The organism is Fulvivirga kasyanovii (assembly GCF_009711405.1).
Classification (GTDB): domain Bacteria; phylum Bacteroidota; class Bacteroidia; order Cytophagales; family Cyclobacteriaceae; genus Fulvivirga; species Fulvivirga kasyanovii.
On the sequence record NZ_SMLW01000572.1, the window covers coordinates 1 to 21,709 of the forward strand.

The 21,709-nt window shown below is 42.0% G+C and carries 23 protein-coding genes; 5 read left to right on the forward strand and 18 right to left on the reverse strand.

The annotated features are described in order from the left end of the window. The 7 genes from E1163_RS14985 to E1163_RS15015 all read right to left on the reverse strand — a co-directional run. A partial coding sequence (locus tag E1163_RS14985; protein WP_155173220.1) for a hypothetical protein occupies window positions 1-353 on the reverse strand: 353 nt, incomplete at its 3' end. A 33-nt stretch (window positions 354-386) separates the two neighbouring features. Continuing rightward, on the reverse strand, window positions 387-1,205 hold the full coding sequence (locus E1163_RS14990; protein WP_155173221.1) for an ABC transporter ATP-binding protein: 819 nt from the start codon (window positions 1,203-1,205) through the stop codon (window positions 387-389). Between the two features lie 12 nt (window positions 1,206-1,217). After that, window positions 1,218-2,102 (reverse strand): ABC transporter ATP-binding protein, encoded by an 885-nt coding sequence (locus E1163_RS14995; RefSeq protein WP_155173223.1) that lies wholly within the window; start codon window positions 2,100-2,102, stop codon window positions 1,218-1,220. Continuing rightward, window positions 2,102-3,199 carry an ABC transporter permease gene (locus E1163_RS15000; protein WP_155173225.1) on the reverse strand — a complete coding sequence of 366 codons (1,098 nt, stop codon included), beginning with the start codon at window positions 3,197-3,199 and terminating at the stop codon, window positions 2,102-2,104. Before E1163_RS15000 ends, E1163_RS14995 begins: the two co-directional genes overlap by 1 nt. Window positions 3,200-3,290: 91 nt before the next feature. Continuing rightward, complete coding sequence (locus E1163_RS15005) at window positions 3,291-4,673, reverse strand: CmpA/NrtA family ABC transporter substrate-binding protein (protein ID WP_155173227.1); 1,383 nt, start codon at window positions 4,671-4,673, stop codon at window positions 3,291-3,293. 28 nt (window positions 4,674-4,701) lie between these two features. Beyond that, window positions 4,702-5,967, reverse strand: a complete 1,266-nt coding sequence (locus E1163_RS15010; RefSeq protein ID WP_155173229.1) for an alginate export family protein — start codon at window positions 5,965-5,967, stop codon at window positions 4,702-4,704. A 184-nt stretch (window positions 5,968-6,151) separates the two neighbouring features. Beyond that, window positions 6,152-6,847: a Crp/Fnr family transcriptional regulator gene (locus tag E1163_RS15015; RefSeq protein WP_155173231.1), complete on the reverse strand. Its 696-nt coding sequence runs from the start codon at window positions 6,845-6,847 to the stop codon at window positions 6,152-6,154. A gap of 247 nt (window positions 6,848-7,094) precedes the next feature. Between E1163_RS15015 and E1163_RS15020 the strand changes: the two genes are divergently transcribed. Both E1163_RS15020 and E1163_RS15025 read left to right on the forward strand, forming a co-directional pair. Further along, a complete protein-coding gene (locus E1163_RS15020; protein ID WP_155173233.1) occupies window positions 7,095-8,354 on the forward strand; it encodes a S8 family serine peptidase in 1,260 nt (419 codons plus the stop codon). Window positions 8,355-8,540: 186 nt separating this feature from the next. Then, window positions 8,541-9,137, forward strand: a complete 597-nt coding sequence (locus E1163_RS15025; RefSeq protein ID WP_155173235.1) for a hypothetical protein — start codon at window positions 8,541-8,543, stop codon at window positions 9,135-9,137. Between the two features lie 181 nt (window positions 9,138-9,318). Here the strand turns inward: E1163_RS15025 and E1163_RS15030 are convergent, their stop codons facing one another. The 3 genes from E1163_RS15030 to E1163_RS31555 form a co-directional block, all read right to left on the reverse strand. Then, entirely contained in the window at window positions 9,319-10,062 is a 744-nt protein-coding gene (locus E1163_RS15030) for a YARHG domain-containing protein (protein ID WP_155173237.1), read from the reverse strand. Between the two features lie 49 nt (window positions 10,063-10,111). Further along, window positions 10,112-10,750 carry a phosphatase PAP2 family protein gene (locus E1163_RS15035; protein ID WP_185156098.1) on the reverse strand — a complete coding sequence of 213 codons (639 nt, stop codon included), beginning with the start codon at window positions 10,748-10,750 and terminating at the stop codon, window positions 10,112-10,114. A gap of 243 nt (window positions 10,751-10,993) precedes the next feature. Beyond that, entirely contained in the window at window positions 10,994-12,127 is a 1,134-nt protein-coding gene (locus E1163_RS31555; protein WP_155173240.1) for a helix-turn-helix domain-containing protein, read from the reverse strand. A 309-nt stretch (window positions 12,128-12,436) separates the two neighbouring features. Between E1163_RS31555 and E1163_RS15045 the strand changes: the two genes are divergently transcribed. Continuing rightward, window positions 12,437-13,195 (forward strand): SDR family NAD(P)-dependent oxidoreductase, encoded by a 759-nt coding sequence (locus tag E1163_RS15045; protein ID WP_155173242.1) that lies wholly within the window; start codon window positions 12,437-12,439, stop codon window positions 13,193-13,195. 77 nt (window positions 13,196-13,272) lie between these two features. After that, window positions 13,273-13,854 carry a TetR/AcrR family transcriptional regulator gene (locus tag E1163_RS15050; RefSeq protein WP_155173244.1) on the forward strand — a complete coding sequence of 194 codons (582 nt, stop codon included), beginning with the start codon at window positions 13,273-13,275 and terminating at the stop codon, window positions 13,852-13,854. A gap of 132 nt (window positions 13,855-13,986) precedes the next feature. Here the strand turns inward: E1163_RS15050 and E1163_RS15055 are convergent, their stop codons facing one another. The 8 genes from E1163_RS15055 to E1163_RS15095 form a co-directional block, all read right to left on the reverse strand. After that, complete coding sequence (locus E1163_RS15055) at window positions 13,987-14,376, reverse strand: hypothetical protein (RefSeq protein ID WP_155173246.1); 390 nt, start codon at window positions 14,374-14,376, stop codon at window positions 13,987-13,989. Window positions 14,377-14,689: 313 nt separating this feature from the next. Then, complete coding sequence (locus E1163_RS15065) at window positions 14,690-15,553, reverse strand: helix-turn-helix domain-containing protein (protein WP_155173248.1); 864 nt, start codon at window positions 15,551-15,553, stop codon at window positions 14,690-14,692. A gap of 145 nt (window positions 15,554-15,698) precedes the next feature. Then, a complete protein-coding gene (locus E1163_RS15070; protein WP_155173250.1) occupies window positions 15,699-16,196 on the reverse strand; it encodes a mechanosensitive ion channel family protein in 498 nt (165 codons plus the stop codon). A 209-nt stretch (window positions 16,197-16,405) separates the two neighbouring features. Continuing rightward, window positions 16,406-17,038: a LysE family translocator gene (locus E1163_RS15075; protein ID WP_155173251.1), complete on the reverse strand. Its 633-nt coding sequence runs from the start codon at window positions 17,036-17,038 to the stop codon at window positions 16,406-16,408. Window positions 17,039-17,076: 38 nt separating this feature from the next. After that, the gene (locus E1163_RS15080) at window positions 17,077-17,949 is read right to left on the reverse strand and encodes a HEPN domain-containing protein (RefSeq protein WP_155173253.1); all 873 of its coding nucleotides are present in this window, start codon (window positions 17,947-17,949) and stop codon (window positions 17,077-17,079) included. Window positions 17,950-18,127: 178 nt separating this feature from the next. Further along, window positions 18,128-18,580 carry a hypothetical protein gene (locus E1163_RS15085; protein ID WP_155173255.1) on the reverse strand — a complete coding sequence of 151 codons (453 nt, stop codon included), beginning with the start codon at window positions 18,578-18,580 and terminating at the stop codon, window positions 18,128-18,130. 18 nt (window positions 18,581-18,598) lie between these two features. Then, entirely contained in the window at window positions 18,599-19,255 is a 657-nt protein-coding gene (locus tag E1163_RS15090; protein WP_155173257.1) for a hypothetical protein, read from the reverse strand. A 155-nt stretch (window positions 19,256-19,410) separates the two neighbouring features. Then, window positions 19,411-19,941: an REP-associated tyrosine transposase gene (locus E1163_RS15095; RefSeq protein WP_155173259.1), complete on the reverse strand. Its 531-nt coding sequence runs from the start codon at window positions 19,939-19,941 to the stop codon at window positions 19,411-19,413. A 417-nt stretch (window positions 19,942-20,358) separates the two neighbouring features. On the opposite strand from E1163_RS15095, the gene E1163_RS15100 reads away from it, so the two are divergent. Beyond that, window positions 20,359-21,570, forward strand: a complete 1,212-nt coding sequence (locus tag E1163_RS15100) for a hypothetical protein (RefSeq protein WP_155173261.1) — start codon at window positions 20,359-20,361, stop codon at window positions 21,568-21,570. Window positions 21,571-21,709: the final 139 nt, after the last annotated feature.

Sequence of the window (21,709 nt, forward strand, 5' to 3'; positions counted from 1 at the left end):
CCTGAATCTCCAATAGTTATAGCATACCACGAGGGCCTGAATTCTACAATCACATAATTGATAGAATCCTTGATAAATCGCTTTTCAAAACGAATCTCAGTATTTAGCATAAATGCCCGCTGATCATCTCCAGTGATATGAAAATTTGCGTCTTGAGGCATGTCATCAATAACAGGTAAATCAACGGCATCCAGCAAATTCAAATTCTCGTCAATATGAAGCAATGCCGCCTGATTAGCTTTTTTCCGATAGCAAATTAATAATCCATATGCTGTTTGGATTGAAGAAAAAATGTCCAATGTCCCATGTGGGAATAGTCTGCCTGACTCATTTTCTAATATTCGCAGTGTCATCTTCAAGTTCAAAGTACACTGCGAATATATACTTTAATGATTAAGAAAGTTCAGCAAATAACCCCTATAGTCATAGTAGTCGGGATGCTCCAGCACGTCTTTACGGTTTCTAGGGCGCTCGATCGGAATTACCAGTTCATCGCCAATTTTGGCGTATGGCCCACTGGTCATCATGATCACCCGGTCTGCCAGAAAGATGGATTCATCTACATCATGGGTGATGGCCACTGCTGTGATCTGCTCTTTCTGCCAGATCTCAAGCAGCACATCCTGAAGCTCTCCACGGGTGAGTGAGTCCAGCATGCCGAAAGGCTCATCCAGGAGGAGTACTTTGGGTTTCAGTGCAAAAGCCCGGGCAATGCCCACTCTTTGTTGCATGCCCTGCGAAAGGTCAGTAGCTCTTTTGTAAAAATCGTTGCCCAGGCCAACCTTGTCCAGATAGTATTTGCAGATATCCTCTTTTTCTGCCCGGGATGCTCCGGGGAACACCTGTTTGACGCCTATCATTACATTTTGCAGGGCAGTGAGCCAGGGCAAAAGGCTGGGCGACTGAAAAACAACCGCCCGGTCGGGGCCGGCATCCCTTACCACATCATCATCTACGAGGATCTGCCCGCCGCTAATTTCATTTAACCCGGCCATCATGGTCAGTAGTGTTGATTTGCCACATCCGGAATGCCCGATAATGGAAACGAACTCTCCCTGCCTGATGGAAAGCTGCAAATCATCGAGCACTACATATTCCCCTTTTGGAGTAGGATATACTTTTCGCAGATCCTTACAGACAAGCATTTCCGGGCTAAGTACTGGCTCTGGCATATACGATATTACTTCTTGCAGTTGTGTTTGCATGGTCTGAGGGGTTTAAAAGTATTTGACTTTATCTTTCTTCTTCTTTCTGCCGAAAATGACTCTTCCCGGCATGGTCGGTTTGAGGTCAGGCAGGATGTATTTCTGATCGCTCACCTGCCTTCTTGTGGCACCTACCTCAATCAGGTATTCTAAAATGTCATTTCTCAACCTTTTGTACTGAGCGTCTTTGTTGATGTTGGTTACGTCCCGGGGGCGTTCAAATGGCACCTTAAATTCAGGCCCCAATGTCGCCTTAGGGCCGGGAGTCATAGGAATGATGCGGTCAGCCATCAGTATGCCTTCATCCACATCATTGGTGATCAATATGGCGGTTTTCCTGTCCCTGCTCCAGATCTTGATGATCTCCTCCTGGAGTGAGCCCCGGGTAAGGGCGTCCAATGCACTCAAAGGTTCATCCATCAGCAGTATCTCAGGGTTCATGGCCAGTGCCCGCGCTACGGATACCCGCTGGCGCATACCGCCGGAAAGCTCAGATGGTTTTTTGTCTTTAGCCGGAGTTAAGTTCACCATTTCAATGTAGCTCAAAACGTGGGCTTCTTTCTCCGATGACGACATTTTTGGAAACACCTGATCTACGGCCAGTTTCACATTGCTGTACACCGAAAGCCATGGCAGCAGGGAGTAATTTTGAAAAATCACGCCCCTGTCAGGCCCGGGGCCGGCAATGGGCTCACCTTTAAGCAGCACCTCACCGGCATCCGGAAATATCAGTCCGTTGATCAGGTTGATGAGCGTGGTTTTACCACTTCCGGAAAACCCTACGATAGCTAAGAATTCCCCTTCCCTGACGCTCAGGTTGATGTCTGTAAGCACATCGATCCTGGAAGAGCCGGCACCGAAGGATTTTGAAACGTTATTCAGTTCTAATATGGCCATTACGCTATTCCTTTATTGAAACTCATCATATTTTGCACACTCAGCATGATGCGGTCCAGCAGGAAACCGATGATACCGATCACGAACATAGCCACGATGATCTTGGCGTTGGAGTCGTTCGCACCATTCTGAAATTCTTCCCACACAAAAGACCCTAACCCCGGGCTTTGTGCCAGCAGTTCTATAGCTATCAACACCATCCAGGCAACCGATACAGTGATCCTAAGGCCGGTAAAAATGAGCGGCAATGAAGCTGGAAGTACGATTTTGAATATATTCTGACCGATGCTGAGTTTCAGTACTTTCGCCACATTGATATAGTCTTTATCTACTGTGCTTACTCCCATGCTCGTATTGATCAGCGTAGCCCACATGGCGCAGAGCCCCACACTGATGGAGGAAATAATGAATGATTTGTCTATGCTTGGATCAGTGATGACCGTTTTCACGATCATAAAAACCAGTAGCAACCACACCACCGGTGAAACCGGCTTAAAGATCTGGATCAGCCAGTTGAAAGAAGTTCTCAATGAAGCGCTCAAGCCGATAACGATCCCGATAGGCACTGCTATGAAAACTGCCAGTAAAAAACCTGCAGCCACCGTCTTCAGGCTTGTCCCGATCTGGTCAAGGAACGAAGGTCTGCCGGTGTAGGTAATTGGGGCCAGCCCCTGAGCTTCCCTTTCAGAATTGGTGTCTGCCACCCTGGCCTTGAAATCAGCTTTTTTCTCACTAATGCTTAGGTGGTCTTGCCACAATGCCTTGAAAGCCGTATACACCTGTGCTGGTGATGGCAGCGTATTGGGCTGGCAGGAAACATCTCCCGACTCAATACATTTCCGCATGGCCAGTGCCGCTTCTTCTCCCTGCTCTGCTCTTGCCTTTTCGATCCTTACTTCAGCTTCGCTGTTGTACAATGCTGTAGCTCCGGCGTACCAGATGGCTATAAACAAGAAAATGGACAGGAGCGGAAGTAAAGCTTGTTTAAAGAATAATTTGCCGTTTTTGGCCGGTTCCTCTCCGCTGAATAACCGGATCAGGGGTTCTGTAAAACCCAGACCGATCGTTTTTAACATTTTAATGGACTTGTCCTTCATGGCGTTGGTATTTATGAAGTGATAATTAAATTCAGGTGCTGGTGCGAGGGCCGGTCAAACCAAACCCTCAGGCACCAACGCCTATTTTTGTTTACAGGCTTTCGTCTTTATTTCCGATTTTGAAGCTGTTGATGTAGCCTATGGGATCTTTGCCATCATAAGCAGTACCGTCAATAAAATCACTGGTGACTGGCTTATAACCATCTGTATCAGGAATGTCTGCGGCATCTATTTTACCTTCTTTCACGAGAAGATCAGCAGCCTCTTTCCAGATATCCGGTCTGTAGATATCTTTGATGGTAGTGTGGTACCAGTCTGCAGGTTTGCTTTCCGGGATTTGCCCCCACCTTCTCATCTGGGTCAGGAACCAGATGCCATCGGAGTAGAACGGATAGGTGGCATGATACCGGTAGAACACATTGAAATCAGGCATGCTTCTCTTATCTCCTTTTTCAAACTCAAAGGTTCCGGTCATAGAGTTAGCGATCACTACCGAATCGGCACCTACATAGGCCGGCATAGATAGGATGCCGACTGCTTTGGGCCTGTTGCCTGGAGTATCCAGCCACTTGGCTGCTCTTATCAGCGCCTTGGTTACGGCAATGGCCGTGTTAGGATTCTGTTCCACAAATTTCTTTGTCATTACAAATACCTTCTCAGGGTTGTTTTTCCAGATATCATAGTTGGTGGTTACAGGCACACCTATTCCTTTGAACACGGCCTGCTGGTTCCACGGCTCGCCTACGCAGTAGCCATAGATAGTTCCTGCCTCAAGGGTCGCCGGCATTTGGGGCGGAGGAGTTACAGAGAGTAATACGTCTGCATCTACCTGCCCCTGTATGTTTTCTGCTGTGTAGAAACCGGGATTGATTCCTGCTGCGGCCAGCCAGTACCTGATCTCATAGTTGTGCGTAGACACCGGGAATACCATGCCCATTTTGAAGGGCTTACCAGCGTTTTTGTAATCTTTCACTACTGGCGCCAGAGCATCCGCCTTGATGGGGTGTATGGGTTTGCCATCGGCATCTGCCGGCACATTGGGTTTCATGGCAGCCCATACCTCATTGGATACGGTGATCCCGTTTCCATTAAGGTCCATAGAGAATGGCGTTACCAGCTCAGCCTGGCGACCGAAACCGGCACCGGCAGCAATTGGCTGACCGGCAAGCATGTGCGAACCATCCAGTTGGCCATCGATCACTCTGTCCAAAACATTCTTCCAGTTAGATTGTGCCTCTATGGTCACAAACAGCCCTTCATCTTCGAAGTAGCCCAGCTCTTTGGCAATGGCCAGTGGTGCCATGTCGGTCAGTTTGATAAACCCGAAGGTTAGCTGTGGTTTTTCGATCAATAGCTTATCTCCTGATTCTGCGGTTTCCTGTGAAACTGCTTTGTCTTTGGAATTTCCTCCTGTGCAGGCCGTCCAGATGGCTGCTATGATCAGGAGGGCTACAGTATTTTTTAAGATCCTCATTATGAATATGTTTTTAATGGTTATCGAATTATTTTGAAGTGAACAGCGTTGGTTTGAAAGTAATCATGGTCCATGCCCAGCATTGCAGGGCACCTTTATCACCACCTCTCAGCGCCTCCATGGTGTCGGTAGCAAACATTTGTGAATAACCCAGATTCCAAACTACCCCACCTTTAAGTTTTTTTGTGAACACAAGATCCACTTCTGTGCCCATAGCCTTGTCGAGCTCTGTTCCATCTTCAGCCAGCTGGGTCGATCCGGTCAGGAACTCGTGTACGTGAGCGTTTAGTGCACCACCCGCCACCTTGAAACTTGTTTTCAGATAAATATCGGTTACACCGACGGAGCCATTGGCTGGCCCTACATAGAAGTAGTCCATGAAGCCATTGTGTGCGTGGTTGGTACCAAAATCAGGACTGAAAGCAGTAACATCCGTTGAGGTGTCGTCATCGTCTTTACCTGAGACATACTCTACTCCCAGGGTCAGTGGAGTTACAGGGGTCTCAACAGTGGCGTTGATACCAGCCAACAGGGCACTGACCTTGTTGTTGTTTAATTCGCCTGTCTGATAGTAGAAATCGCCCGCCAGTTTAACCCCACCTAATTTTTTTGATCCTACAAATCCGAAGGTTTGCTTGTATGAAACGGTCGTGTCCGCATTTTGGTAACCGGCATTGAAGGCAAGCAGGGAAACAGACCCGTCAGTAATTGCCTTGTTGAACCATGCGTACTGAAAGGTTTTGTAGCTACCACTCACGGAGTAGTATCCCGCTCCAGGGGCTTGCAGAAAACCGGGTTCTGGCACATCGTCGTCCTGGTTATAAGCGAATCCGAGGTGCAATTTCGATTTTCCCTTCTCATAAAGGAACAGCAAGGCATCGTGTCGCCGGCCTTGCTGCGCCCATTCCAGACCTCCAAGAAACCTTTGGTTGTCATAAGAAATGATCTGACGACCTGCTTTTACCGAAAACGCATTGGTGAAATAGTATTGCCCCCAGGCTTCGCTAATGAAAGTTTTACCGTACTCTTCCTTGAAGATTTGTGAGGTCTCCCCCCATACGCGTATGTCCTGAAAGGCTACCCTGAATTTGATAGTCGAATCTGCGTAATCCAGATAAAGACGTGATCGCTGCTCCGTAAAAAAGGCAGGATCTTTGGCTTCATCCGTTAAAGTCTTGAACCCATTGCGAAGCTCTGTTCGCGGACGAACTTCTGCGGTGACAGTAACCTGCGCCCTGACACCATAGTACCCAAGGGCCAGAAAGAGCGCTGTTAAATAAGTAAATTTCTTCATGTCTTTTAATTTTAAAGCTTGGTTGATACGCAGTTAAATACGTATAAATACGTAGTTTTATACAAACCTAGAGACAATCGCCGAGATTGTTTGTGTATCAAAGGCAGGAACAAACAGCTTTTTAGTACATAAAAAAACCTGCGAAATGGCAGGTTTTATTTATAAATCTATGAATTACAGCTATTTAACTATAAATGAAGTAATTATGCTCTGAGATCTCCTTACTAAGTAGTTCTACGTTTTTTATCACGATATGCTTCCCAGGGGTTTCAATCAGGCCTTCTTTTCTAAGTGCGGATAAGGTGCGGATGACCTGCTCTTCGGTGGTGCCGGCAAAGTCCGAAATCTCCCTTCTGGATAATTGCAGGTTGAGCGCATCGTTGGTTCTTCCAAATTTTCTGTTGATATATAACAACACATCGATCACTTTTTCACGCACGGTCATCTGCGCAAATTTCTTCACTTTGGTTTCACTCCGGTTGAGTTCTTCGGCATAAAATATCATCAGATCATAGGTCAGCAAGGGCACCTCCATGAGCATTTCCTTTAGAATATCATTTGAGAAATTGCATAAAACGGCATCTTCAAGCGCCACAGCATTTATTTGGTAGGTGAGACCGGCCCCGAAACCCCGGTGCCCGATAGTTTCTCCATGGCCGGTGAAGCGGACAATCTGCTCCTTGCCGTTGAATCCGGTTTTGGCAACTTTGACTTTACCTTCCTGCACAAAGTATAAACCGTGTACAGGTGATCCTTCGATGATGAATGTTTGTCCTTTCTTGCACCGGATGGTGGATTTACGCTCCACAAAAGACCTTAATTTCTCATTAAGATTTCTTTTGATGATGCAATGGTTATTGTGGCAGTTGAAGCAATCCATAAGTCAGTAATTTACGTAAAAATACGTAATTATTTAAACAAATGCTATCTCATGCTACCCTCACAAAGACAGTACGATCCGAATATCACGGATTAAGTTCTATCCGCACAGGTGCACAAATTTTTTACTATTGATCATCAGCGTTTTAGGAAAAAATCAAACAAAAACAAACGCAACATAGTTGCAATTAAGAAGAAATTATGATTTATTGCCGCCATTATTTCAACCAAACCTAAATATTACTATTATGAAAAAAACCAAATTTTTATGGGCTGCGGCCATGATGTGCGGAATGGTATTTTCCTGTAACGAACAGGAGTCCCCTGCACTGGAAGACAAGTTGGTCAATGACGCCGTTAGTGCAGATCAGCTAATCCCCGACCAGTACATTGTGGTGTTTAAGGATGATGCCATGACCTCAGGCAGGCTTAATGAGCCGACATTCACAGACCGGACTGATAAAGTAGCCTACTCCAGGGAAGCAACAGCCAGAGCTAAAGAGGAGCTAAGTGGATTTTACCGCGAAAAGGATATACGTCCTGCCCAGGTGAAAGCCGAATTCACCTCTGTGTACAGTGGCTTTGTGGCAAAACTGGATAAGAACAAGCTCGCCCAATTGCAAAATGACCCAAGGGTAGATTTTATTGAGCAAGACAGGGTAGTAGAGCTTGACTTTGAAGTAGAAGCTGTTTACACTGCGGACGAACTTCCTAAAGACTTGAGTAATGGAAGGGAAGCTGCACAAAGCACTACCTGTGCTATCCAGAATGCCGGCGGCGCTGGCAATGGTACCGGTGGCAATACGTTCATCTGGATTGTAGATACCGGTATAGACCTGGATCACCCTGACCTGAACGTAAACACTTCTTATTCCAGGTCTTTTGCTGACTCCAGCCCGGATGATGCCAATGGCCATGGTACACACGTGGCTGGTATAGCTGCCGCCATTAGCAACAGCTATGGTGTAGTGGGTGTTTCAGCAGGAGCTACCGTGGTTGCTGTAGATGTACTGGGTACAGGCTCTGCCAGCACTTCAACCATCATCAGTGGTATGGATTACGTAGCTTCCAATGATATTTCCGGCGACGTGGTTAACATGAGCCTCGGACCACGCAGCAGAACAGGCTGCTCCAGCTCCAGTGCTTACAGAAGCGCATTGGAGAGACTGAATGATCAATCTCTTATTGCTTTAGCTGCTGGTAACTCATCAGACGATGCCCAGTATTACGATCCTGCATGCCATAACCTGAGCGGGGTTTACACAGTTGCATCTATGACGTGTAGCGGTTCATTTTCATCATTTTCAAATTACGGATCTCCGGTTGACTGGATCGCGACAGGCAGCAGCGTAACCTCTACTTACAGAGGTGGTGGCTATGCTACTTTGAGCGGAACATCTATGGCTTCACCAGTGGTAGCCGGCGTTCTACACGAAAGAAGCGGCGCTCCACGACAGTGTGGTAGCGTAAGCTACGGAGGCAGGACTTATAAAATAGCCTGCCGTTAAGGATTATTAACGCTTATCACTAAAAGAGCCGGTCATTATTTGATCGGCTTTTTTACGTTGGTTGTAGAGACAATGAAATTAGATATTTCTTAAAGACGCATCATTCTGTTAGTCTCGGTCAATAAGCACCGCTTCATGGTTAAATATTTTATATCTTTGAAGACTAAAACCATTATTTAAAGCACAGTGAAAGATAATCTCACTCCGTCAAATAATGCTTTTGGCAAGCTCTTATCAATCGCTATCCTTATAAGCTTCTTTGCTTGCCATTCAAAAGTAAGAACATCAGAAGATGGGAACACTTCACCAGTGGCTCTGATAAGCGTTGATACAATCATAAAAAGCACCCAAAAGGATAGCTTCACCATCAACAAACCCAGCTCAACAGATACCATACCCACTACTAACTTATCACTGGATTCATCGCTGTACCCCTTACTACCCCACCTATCTGACCAGCAAGTGATTCTCCGGAAAAAGTCTCAGAAAAATACCGATCACCCATTTGTTCCTGATAGTAAATACACTCATGGCGTTTTTGACCAGGGAGCCATAGACCTAATACTTAATAGCATCAATGGCGAACCCCAATATCTCTATGGCCAGGCAGGAACTGAAGGGGATGAACTGGAATTTCTCGTTTATAGTATGACTTCAAGGCAACTGGATCAATATAAAGCAGGGCACACTTACCGAATCTACTGGGCTGAGACTATCTGTCTTATGGAGCCGTTCGACCATGGTTATCAGCGCTGCTACATTGTTTATAGGATAGAACCCTGATTCTATCATAGAACCCCCACACAGTTGGCGCAACTCTACAACTTAACTTAAAATAAGGTGTCCGCGCAGACTAATTCATTAGTATAATCTTCGCATATAAAGAGTGCCCAAGGCCTGTAGTGAAATAAATTAAAATCACATGCAGCTTTGCTAAATCATGCCCATGTAGAATACCACATGATCACCCGGCAGCGACTGTTCTTATAAATTTCAGCTTCCCTCCTTTAAACTCCAGATGGCCGCCGTAGGAGTATTCTTCTTCAGAATAAAATTGGCTTGGGTAGCTAAAAGCATCATTTGACTCCATGAGCTCAGAATGTCCCCACGGACTATGCATCATGATAGATATAAAATTGCCGTTGATGCGTATCTCCTTACGCTCACGGTAAAGGCCGTTGTCGGTGGTAATGGCGTATAAAGCCTGATCTTTAAACCACGATATATCACTAACAGGTATCGAACCCAGGATTTCTTTTAGAACTGCTAAAGCGGATTCATACTGATCAGGATCTGCTACAAACTCTCTAACCACAGCGTGATTATCGGTCAGTACTGCCGTCTTAAGCCGCTGCAACTCTGCTAACATTTGATCCCTTTCAGCCTTAATTTTACTTTCCAGTTTCTTGAAGAGCTCGATATTATGCGTTTCGTTTGAGTTTAATTCCGCTGCTGAGAAGGTTTTGGTCGCGCTGGATCGGTACCAGCCAAATTGTTTAAAGTACTCCTCCAAACGTTCATTTTGAAATTTATAGCCATGGCGAGCGAATATTTCATTTCTCAACAGCTCTATTTCATACAACTTATTTTCTGCCAGATCAACCTCTTTGTAGGCCTTCACAGAGCAGGCTGAGCAATCCGTCAATTTTTGTGCGTACCCTCCGCTGATACTGAGCAAAAGAATAATTAATGTGAGTTTTATATTCATGGGTAGTTTTTAAGTTACACCACAAAACTAAAGTATTTTATAAATCGATTTAAAACTCCAGTTTAAAATACATTCCTACCTGATTGTTGTTTAAAGTGGGGAGCAGGGTAATTTCCCTGGACTTTTTGAAAGGGTTCCAATTCTTTAGTGGCTCAAAATGGTAGACCAGCTTGGTGACCAAAATTCCTACTCCTGCCCCTACCATTACGTCGGAAATCCAATGTCGATTATTAACTATGCGCAAGCCACCAACTAAAGTGGTAGAGCCATACCCACTCCAGGCCAACGCAGGAGAGCTATCTTTAAACTCCTCATACAAAACCGCGGCATTGGTAAATGAAAAGGAAGTATGACCGGAAGGAAAAGCCTTAGAATGCCCGTTTGGCCGATCTTTGTCGATTAAATTCTTCCCGGCATGGGTGATCCCTGCCGTTATGATGTTGACTATGGCCAGATATTTTGTTTGGTCAAACCAATGATTCTTGGCTTTTGCCCCTAAAAGGTCCGCCGTGTAAAGCGTTACTACAGGCGTATATTGAATTAAGTCATCTATGGGAAGCTGAAAATCAATGGCATTTTCTGTACCGTCATGAAAACTGGTTTTGATTTCGTTTTCTAAACGGCTTCCGCTTAATGCTGATCCCAAAATGATCAATGAACCCGGAACTATAAATTTCTTGATTTTCATTCTTTCCCTTCCAGTTTCGGTCTGAAGGGAACCCGCTCCCGGTTGAGCATATGCCTGATGAGTGAACGTACATACGAACAATAATAGGACAAGTGTTACTTTTTGCATGATTCTACTTAGTAATAAACATTAATCTCTGATGAGAAACTTATTTTAAAATGAACCGCAAACGTGAGGATAAAGAAGAAATACGAAGTTCCAGATTATCAGAACCTGACGAATAAGTACTAATTGGTGGGTGTTTTAAACTATCCGGAACTCCTTTTTGAAGTTAGCAGGTGTGGTTCCGGTTTCTTTTTTGAAGGCAGTATAAAATGCGGTTTTGGAATTAAACCCAGCTTCGAAGCCAATCGCTAAAAGGCTGTATTGATCAAAATCAGGATCGAGCAACATTTTTTTAACCTCTTCGACCCGGTAGTAATTCAGGTAATCAGGAATATTTTTGTCTGATTGCTCATTAATGATCTGAGAAAGATAACCAACACTGATACCCAATCTTTCGGCAATGTCGGCCCTGCTTAAGTTAGGATTGCGATAAATGTTTTCTTCCTCAAAAAGACGGATCATTTGTGTGAAATAATGATTAACAGAGCTCTGAGGGGATGAGCCTTCCGGCTTTAAGCTTTTCTCCTGCTGCTTCTCTTCAACTACCTTTCTTATTTCATACCTGTTTTTAGCCAGCCTGAATTTTAATATCCCTTTATAACCAATCCAGTAAAATAATATGTTGATCAAAATCCAGATGATATAGCTAAAATCTTTTTGAGAAAGGCTCTCCAATGTGACAATGACGATCCATATGATAGTGAGCACTACGTGGAAGCCGTAGAAGATCTTCACCCACTTCATGTTGCCTTCCAAAAGCCGGTTTGGCGTCACCTTTCTTCTGAAGATCAGGAAGTACTCAATGACTAATAACGAGATATTAAAAACAAAGGAAAAATAAAATTCCACCCCAAAGAAGACGGGCATCCAGGATCTGTCTTCAATGGAATACCAGTCGAAATAGACATCACCACCCACATAAAGGTTGGCAAGTAAAGAGATAACAAACGGCAGGAACAACAGCAGGTGCTTTGGATTGAGCCGGTTATCAAAATTTAAGGATGCTTTATAATAAAAATAGAGTGTTACCGGAAACAGAAGTACCAGCTCTATGTCTTCGAAAAGCCGGAGCCTGGGGCAATTAATATAAATGGAAGATTTGAGAAAAAGTGTTTGTACATTGATCAGTACAATAATGATCAAACTTAAACCTAAAAAAATGTTAGCGTTGGTCCTGAAAAACTTTGACGACAAGATTACAATAGCAAAGAAGAGTCCCTGCATTGTCCCAAAGATGATGACCAAATCAATTAAGTCCAGGTTAATACTCACTCAATTATGGGGTTTTGAACTACGATAGAGGCTCGCTAAAGGATGTTGGTATATTACAGCCCAAAGGTAACATTATATCCTGCATTGCCCTGTATCCCGTTTAAATAAAAGCAACCACCACCAAGCCGGGTCACACCGTTTGTCCCTGGTTGGCCATTATTAGCACAAGTTATTTATTAATTATTGAATGCGATAGTAATTACCATATCCATTATGCGCTACTTTATTTGGAATGTTCGTTCTGTTATTCGTATGTTTACAAAACAGAACGATCGTTCTAGTATTATTAGTCATTAAATAAAATATAAAATGAGCACATTGAAAGGTAAAGTAGCAGTAGTAACAGGAGGCAACAGCGGCATTGGTTATTCAACAGCTAAAAAGTTAAAAGCCGAAGGGGCAACAGTAGTCATTACAGGACGTTCGCAAGAACGTATTAACTCAGCAGCGGCAGAGCTTGGCGTTAAAGGTATTGTTGCAGATGTTATGAATTTACCGGCTATAGACACGGCTGTAGATCAGATTAAAAACGAGTTTGGGAACATTGATATTTTGTTTGTAAATGCAGGTGTCTTTATTCCTATGCCCGTAGGGCAGAATACAGAAGAAGGTTTTGATACTTTAACAGATATTAATTTTAAAGGGGCAGTTTTTACAATCGAAAAATTTTTACCGATCCTTAATGATGGGGGAAGTATTATAAATTTATCCTCAGTTAATGCGTATACAGGCATGCCCAATACATCTATTTACGGCGCTACAAAAGCGGCCCTGAATTCTTATACGCGAGCTGCCGCTACAGAATTGGCTCCACGTAAAATCAGAGTAAATGTGGTTAACCCCGGACCGGTAGCCACTCCTATATTTAGTAAAACAGGCATGTCTGAGGAGCAACTCAAAGGTATGGGAGAAATGATGCAAAACCGCATTCCCCTAAAAAGATATGGAAAGCCTGAAGAAATTGCAGAAATGGTAGCTTTTCTAGCTTCTGACAAAGCCTCTTTTATCACCGGAGCAGAATATAATGTGGATGGAGGCCTTAATGTAAACCCCGTATTTGCTCAATAATTTGGCCGATATTTGGAACGAAAATTCCAACAACATATTTTTGTGGAAGCACATTTTGTGCTTCCACACTTCATATTATGCCAAGAGTAAAATTATTTGATGAAAAGGAAGTGCTGACCAAAGCCATGAACCTGTTTTGGAAGCAAGGCTATTCAGCAACTTCTATACAAGACCTGGTTGCTCATTTAGGAATCAACCGGGCGAGCTTGTATGATACTTTTGGTGATAAAGAAAAACTATTCAAAAAATCCTTTGAGCTGTACCAACAGCAAAGTATTCAAAAAGTCAATCAGTTATTTGAGAACCAACCTAACGTAAAAGAAGGTTTTTCAGAACTTTTCAATAGCTCCATAAGTCAAGCTGTAGCAGATAAAGATAGGAAGGGTTGCTTTGCAGTAAATAACACTACAGAACTTGTTCCGAACAATGTAAGTTGCTCAGAAATCCTATCGAGCAACAGGCGTGCATTTGAAAGCCTGTTTTACGAATACCTAAAAAAGGGTCAAAAGAACGGTCAATTAAAGGAGGGCAAAGATCTGCACTCTTTAGCATCTTTTTTATTTGTCGTTTATAATGGTATCCTGGTCGTTTCTAAAATACAGACCAACAAAAAAGAGCTAACGGATTCTGTCAATTTGGCCTTGTCTCTGTTGGATTAACTAAATGTATCACTAACGCCCTCCGGTATGCAACGTAGGGGATTTCGCCTGCCATAAACAGAAGGCTGAAGCAAGCTGCCTGCACGAGACAGCTACACTTACAAATTGTCATATTCCAACCTCCGCCTACCGTTAGCCTTCTGGCTGAGCAACTACTATTTCCCGGGTTACCAGCCAGCCTTCTCCATGCTTAACCAAATCAATATTGAATATAAACCTCTGTTCTACGCCCGTTAAATTCACTTTACGGGTTACAATTACATGGCCTGAGTCTCCATTGGCTTCAATATGGTTAAAATCAGCCCAATCATTTAACGGAGGATCTCCAATGTCTTTTTTGGCCTGAAACATACTTTTCACGCTTTGCTTATCCAATATCCCGTTTAGCCCATTTTGACCTACCATAAAAACCCTGAGATCTTCATGATAAACCTTTTCCAGTTGTTCAATATCAAAAGTTGTCCCTGCCTTAATTACATTTTCAATGGCCTGTTTCAATGATTCTTCTGCCTGTACTAGCATTCCTTTTGTTTTTAATTTATACCAAATTTTAATTGGTACAAATGTCGGCAGGGACTATGCTTCATACATTATCAAACTGATTTTATGGATAGTCAATCTCAAATCGAGCCAGTTGTTTATGGAAAACCTATGGAGTAAATGGATTGGAAAAGTAAAACAAGTAAAGTGAAACTTACTGCTGAAAACCAGTAAACCGAGCTTATTGTTATATATACGCCTTTGTCTACTGCTTTTGCCGATTGCTGTTAACAACAGTCTGCCAGCAAAGAAGTGAAAGCCTTAGGGTTCCCCAGAAATTACGCTTGTTCCTTGTTTATAATGTTTCCTGAAACTGAAGCGGGGTCAGCCCGGTATGTTTTTTGAAAAAGCGAATGAAGTTGGAGGGCTCATTAAACCCCATTTTAAATGCAATTTCCTGAGAAGTGTATTTTTTTTCTGAAAGGTTTCGCTTTATTTCTAACAACAACCAACTATCGATAAACTCCTTGGCAGTCTTGCTTACAATTTCTTTGCTGATCTCATTCAGGTAATTGTAAGATACATCTAACCTCGCAGCATATGCTTTTGCATTATGTAGCTCATGGTAGTGTTTACTAATTAATTGCTTAAACCGGTGAAAATCTTTAAACCTTTGGCTGTCGTACGTTTTATGAACATTACAAGCCAGCCGCTTGATTTGAAGCAGCAACGTCATAAAAGTAGTATACACAATCTCCAACTTTAAGTTGGTGTTTTCATCTTTAAGGAAGCCCTCGATCAATTGTAAAACAGGTTTTAAAGCACTTAAACTTTCTTGGGCAATTTGAATACGGGAGGTATGATAAATCTGAAGAAATTGAAACAGGTTTTTATCGGTAGTATTTTGTGTAATAAAGTCTTCTTCAAAACCAATTACATAGCCTTTGATGTTAAGTTCTTTGTGAAATGAATGAACCTGGCCTTTACTTATTGGAAGGATCACACCCGGCGATAAAGCTTCTTTTTTAAAGTCTACCGTATGGTAACTTTCCCCCTCTAATACGATAATTAATGCATGGAAGTCAATTCGATGTGGAACAGATAAATCATAGTTCTCTTCTGAAACCCGTTCATATAATTCGTGAATTGGAATAAACTCAAAAGGAACAGGTTGTTTTACAAAGCGTGAAAAAAGTATGTTTTCTATCTTATCTTCCATTATTTATTCTTGCGGGGTTTCAATGGGTTGCAACACTTTAGCAGCAGTACCTCAGAGCCAGATGGTGCTTAATAATTCTGAGAAGTGACTAATAGCCAACCTACCTCGACAGGAAGCCATACGAAGTGAATTTAACCCAGCAGAATCATTCACTTTTTTGCTGCTTTATCATTTTCTGCATGAATACATTGTTAGGTATAGATACCTTTTCATCTTCTTTAGTTTTCAGAATAACGAAAAACAGGCCTATATCACTAACCCTCCCTTCGATGTCATACTCCTTATCCATTATTTTGACAGAGTCGTCTAATTTTACAAAATGGTTAAAGAACAAGATTATCCCGAAGGTTATATTTGACAGGATAGACCACTGCGCAAATAATGCGACGCCTATGACGGTAAGGACTGAACCGATAAAAAAAGCCAACTCCGTCTGATCAACGCCCCACACTATCAAAACAATGGTGAAGAGGATGATGAGAAAAATTATATCAATGCCCTTCTTAACAATTTTCGCCCTTGTTTTCCTCATAAAACTGGTAGCAACCGTTTTATCAATGATTTTATTGGTCACCCCTCGCAGAATCAGATAAACTACGATAGCAACTACTGTTTCGATGATTTTGATATTCTGTATCTTCATTGGCTTTAAAACTTACCGTCTCTGGTCTAAGATAATAATTTTTAGTGTTGGCAAATCAGAAATTTTAAGGTTGCGGCACCGACATATGATGCTTTAAATAATAAAGGTCGATTTCCCTTGCATTGTTTAAGAGTGGAGCATAGAACAGTAAAGCTTTACCAACTTTTGGAAGTTTAGTAAGCCGGCATTTCGCTAGACTTACAGAGAGCTCACTTTGCCTTTGTCAATGCCATTTTCACGGCAAGCCCGGCTAGTACAGAACCCATAAACCATTTTTGAACGCCCATCCAGAGTGGATTTTTCGAGAACCAGATCGCCATTTTGGCAGAGAATAGTACAATCACGAAGTTGACTGTAAAGCTTATCATGATCTGGACTGCACCCAGTTGAAAACTCTGACTTAAAATGGATCCATGTTCTGGTTTTATAAATTGCGGGAAAAATGAAAGGTAAAAGACCGCCATCTTGGGGTTCAGCACATTGGTCATCAGCCCGATGTTAAACAATTTGAGCGGTTTGCTTGCCTTAAGGTTTCGATTTGCATCAAAGATTTTGGCCTTGGATCTTACAGAATTATAAGCCAGATAAAGTAAATACCCAACACCAAGAAACTTGACCACCATAAAGGCATAAGGGATAGCAAAAAATATGGCAGTAAGGCCAAATGAGACCATTAGAATGTGAAACAAAAATCCACACATGACCCCGAAAAGAGATATTACTCCAGCATCTTTCCCTTGTGATAATGACCTGGAGATCAAATAGATCATGTTTGGCCCGGGCGTAAGCACCATAATCAAAGCCGCTAATGCAAATAGTAGTAGATCGTTAATGGGTATCATATTGCTGTTAGTGTTTTTTCAGTCAATGGCTCAATGCTCTATTTCCTCTCTCCGATCTGCGCTATCTTTTCAAGGCAAATTTCTTCGGTTAATTGCTTTAGCTCCTCCACCCTGGCGGCTAAATACTCTAAATCACTTTTCGTGATGTGGTACTCCTTCATTTTATAGCGGGCATCTATATATGCTCTTTTCAGCAACTCAAACAACCGCTTGCTTTCGTTGGTAGACTTCGGGAATACATCAAATCTTTTATCACACATTTCCACTTTTATACCCAGGGTTTCCAGGTTATGGTCTTTGGGGCGGTAGTCGGTAAATACCAGCAAGATGGTGGTGTAGTAGCGCTCTACTGCTTGATGAAGGTCAAATGCGGCCTCATTCAATATTTCTTCACTTACGCTAAACTTATATTTCCTCCACGCATTATTCGCACTTTCAAACCACTGGTCATAGTACTCCTGCGCCTTCTCCTGATATTGCTTTGCAGTGAGCCTTTTAGGTGAGGTCAGTTTGTGTTTGCCTGAGTCGTAGAGTACTATGCCTTCTTCTTTAATATCTTTAAAAAAGTAGCTACCAATGCTTAATGCCTGGTTGAAGTGGTTTATGCCATGAAATATCATGCTTACCGGGGTGGTTACCTCTCCGGTTTCTATAAGCTGGCTTTTTACCTGCTCTTCTATCTTAACTTTGAATGAGAAGTTTTCATGCCGCAGCACTACCAGCAAATCAAAATCGCTCCGGTATTCGTAAATAGTGTCATTTTCTACATAGCTATCCTCAACCCAATCCCCTTTGGCATAGCTCCCGAAGAGGATCAGCATCTCCACTTTGTCCATACCGGAAATAAGCTCAGTAAGCTTTTTCAATTCTTCTCTCTTGTTCTCCGGGATATTTTCTACCGTATTACTCAAACGTCTGGATTTATTTAAGCCTGAAAGTTAATAATTATTATAGTTCTTTTTTGCTGTTTTTTGGCTTTGGGTAATGGTTATGCTGTGGGGGAAATGGAGCAAAATTAATGTTCCAGCTATAAAGATTGGGGACGGTTTGATTGGTTAGGCCCCACTTTACAGCCCAACGCATTATTTTCTATTTTAAGTTACTCCAAACAATTTCATTATTCTTTACGGTGAATCTAGGTAGGAAGTTGAAAATAGAGACAACATCAAATTCAGGTTCCAGGACAATCCACCATTCGAGATTCTCTTTCTTCAAATCAATAGCAGACAGGTAATACATTTTTTGTAATTCAGTTTGGTCTTTTTCCCATTTCGAATCACGAAAGCTTTCTGTCATATATTCAAACAACTTGGTCTTTGCATCAAGCCAATTATTTACAAAATCTTTAATCAATTGAATTTGTCTGCCTGAAGGTTCATTCGGCCCCTCTACTTCAATAGTCAATTCAATTGGAGTGTCAGAAATAGGCATAGCTACGCGCCCAAACCATTCGAATCCGGTTCGGTTTCTATTAAGCTGCAACGTGCCATATTCAGCTAGTTCAAATTGGGGTTTCTTTATTTTCTTTTTAAGCCAATTCATTATACGCTCTACAATTTGTTACCTACAGTGCTCGTTTGATGTTTCTGTACCACAAACTAATTCGATTCTACCAGAGTGTGTAATTGGCTTATTCATTTGAATAAGTGTAATTGGATTGCTCCATACTATATTTTTCGGATCGTTTATTAGTTTATAATAATCACTACCTTCTTTTTTGCCTTCGTTAGTAAATAAATTAACGAATAAAGAGTCTTTTATTGGCACCATCAAAGTATCTATTAATGAAATGCCTATTCTGATATCTTTTTTGTCGAACGGATTGCCATTTGGAGTAGCTATTACACTCAATAATCTTAAAGTGTCTTTTGAGGTTATTCGCTGATAATACTCAAAATTTGCATCACAGTTATGATATCCAACATAAAACGCGGAATCAGTTGTATGCCCCAAATAACTTCCCCACGAGCATGACATCAAATGGATAGGGTGTAAACTATCGGACTCCGTTGTTAAACTCAATTCAACTCCAAAACCGTGATAATCGTCAAAATAGTTTGACTCATACCCAGTTTGTTTGGCCGATAACGAATAGTATCTGTGATTGGAGAACTCTGCTGATTGTTTGGCAATTGACTGCTCGGCACTTTGCTTACAAGCACTAAGTAATAACAGACAAAGGGGTAAAATGGGTGCGAAGTTTAATTTTATAGGCATTGTAGGTAACGTCAAACTATCATCCGTAAGCTGGACTTTTCAAAAATCTATAAAAAGTATCTCATCCCACCAGGCTCTGCAACTAGCTAAGTTATCCAGCTATTCGGGATTTGTAATCCCGAAGCTACATCGTAGGATTTGTAATCCGACACCCCTCAACCAAAAACATTCAACTCCAGCCTTCCTTTACGAACTCCATAAAAATCTCCGGCACTACTCAACAAATAATCTTCTTCTTTTTCCACAACACCTGCCCTTACAGGATTCATATGGATATAATTGACTTTGGTATCGTAAAATTCAATGCTCATTATCTCTTCTCCATGATAGCCTTCTTCCCAGAACCAAATTCTATTATTGTACTTTAAAACGCGCAACAGCCATTCTCTTCTACTCTCTTTGTTGTTAGCTTCAATTGCATTATATATTGCTTTTGATGTATACTTTTTCAAATCCCTGATTACATCGCTAAGGTTTTCGTTTTTGGCCCGTATTATTAAATGGCAGTGGTTACTCATCACAACCCACGCATATATTTCAAGGCCTTTTACCTTTTGACAATGCTTTAAACTGGCCAACAAAATATCTACATAATCAGGACGTGTAAATACATCTACCCACTGATGCACTGTAAATGTCACATAATGTACAGCCCCCTGATCTCGAACTACATATGCATATCCCATACTGCTAATTTAGCGAGCTACGTTGAAAACCCTACTAATCATTTTTTTTATTGTATGTGTGTATCTGTGTCGCGTTGCAAACGCTACGATAAGGCTTCGACATTACAAATGTCGAAGAGCTGCGGAAAATCACTGGATTCAATTTTCTTCATTGTTTTTAATATTCTATACCAATTTAAAAATGTCCGTTAGTTTGCCCCAAGGTACAAATCATTTCTATCATCCTTATTAAAGTCTTAAATCCAGTTGGAATATGGGGTTTATAATCTTGACATCTATATATTAGTAAATATCGGAAAAGCTCCCGTAGTGACATACTATTCTCCGTCCTGGTAATTGACAGATATGAGGCTAATATTTTATGTAATTGTTTGTTGCTCAATTTGCACCGGCTGCGATTTCAAGCAAAAAAAGTTAATGAAAGAAAATACTCCTGACCGGAAAAATATAACCCTTTATGCCAGTATTCCATGGGGTGAAAAAGGTTTTGACGAGAATATGGAGCCTTTCCCGCAAACCGGTATGTCATTTGCCCTTGACAGTTTGAGAAAGGACAGTGCGGCATTTCGCCAAAGGAGTGGCATTGAGTTTCGCCTTAACCCTTATAACTACCGGATGCTATTACATTCGGCACCTCAGGGTGCACTAATAGGGATCAGCGAAGACGGAAGTATTGGAAATAAGATCTTGACGGATAATATTGCCGCGGGGCGAGTAGTTGATTTTTATCCAAATGATAATGGTGCATTGTTGCTTTTGGAAGACGGTAAAGGAAGGCATGAGGTAAAAACAATCGGTCAAAATGGTGCCGTTGAAGACAGCATTATTTTGAAACCGGACGAAACTTCTACACCTGAAAAATTATTGCATGATGGAAGCAATTGGTATGTGTTTTACAAGGGGGACAGAAGAACCATTTTGGTGAGTTTGACGAAGGACTTGAAAGGCCAGGAAGTAATACTCCATAAAAACCTGAAACTGGATAACCTTTGGGTGAATAGTGAAGGCAAATTCTATTATTTGCGTTTGAGCCAAACGGGAGACAACTATGTTTTGGTCGAATACCTGCCTGCGGAAGAAACTGAAAATGAGCTTACAAGCTTCGAAACCATGGATGGCTTTGCTGCCTTCATGAACAATGAAACGAAGCTTTATGGATATTCCGGCTACGACTTTTTTGAATGGGGTAAAACGCATGAGCAGGAAAATTCCATTCAAAACATTTTTTATGATAAGTCCAGGGATGCATTGTTCTTTTATTCTTATGACCCAACTTCCGCAAAGGGAATAATTTCAATCCAGGAAAAAAATAAGGTTAGTGAACTGGAGATAAACTTTAAAGAAAGTGCTTTTGAAGGTTCTGAAAGCAGGAACTGGGTACTATCTCATATAGAAGGAGAAGATTTTTATTTTTACGGCAAATCAACCCGCCAAAGTCCTATGGCCATTGTATGGGACAATGATCAGCAAATGTTTTCGATAGTAACCGATTTAAGTTACATGGAAAAAAATGCCTACAGGTTGCTCCCTCCAGATCATTGGCAGATGGATGGTGACGGGAATTTATTCTTGCTTATTCTAGGCCCTCATGGCGTGCAGGTGCTGAAATGGGTTGAACCGTTTGGATAGAAGACTAGCATGGGAAGTGGGAACGGGTAAATTCGCTTTGATAAATATCCGCTACTAAATCACAAGCGCATGCGCCAGATGGATTTCCTAAATGTGCTACAGCGGTAAGTATAAATGGACGTTTTAATGCCATTTATAC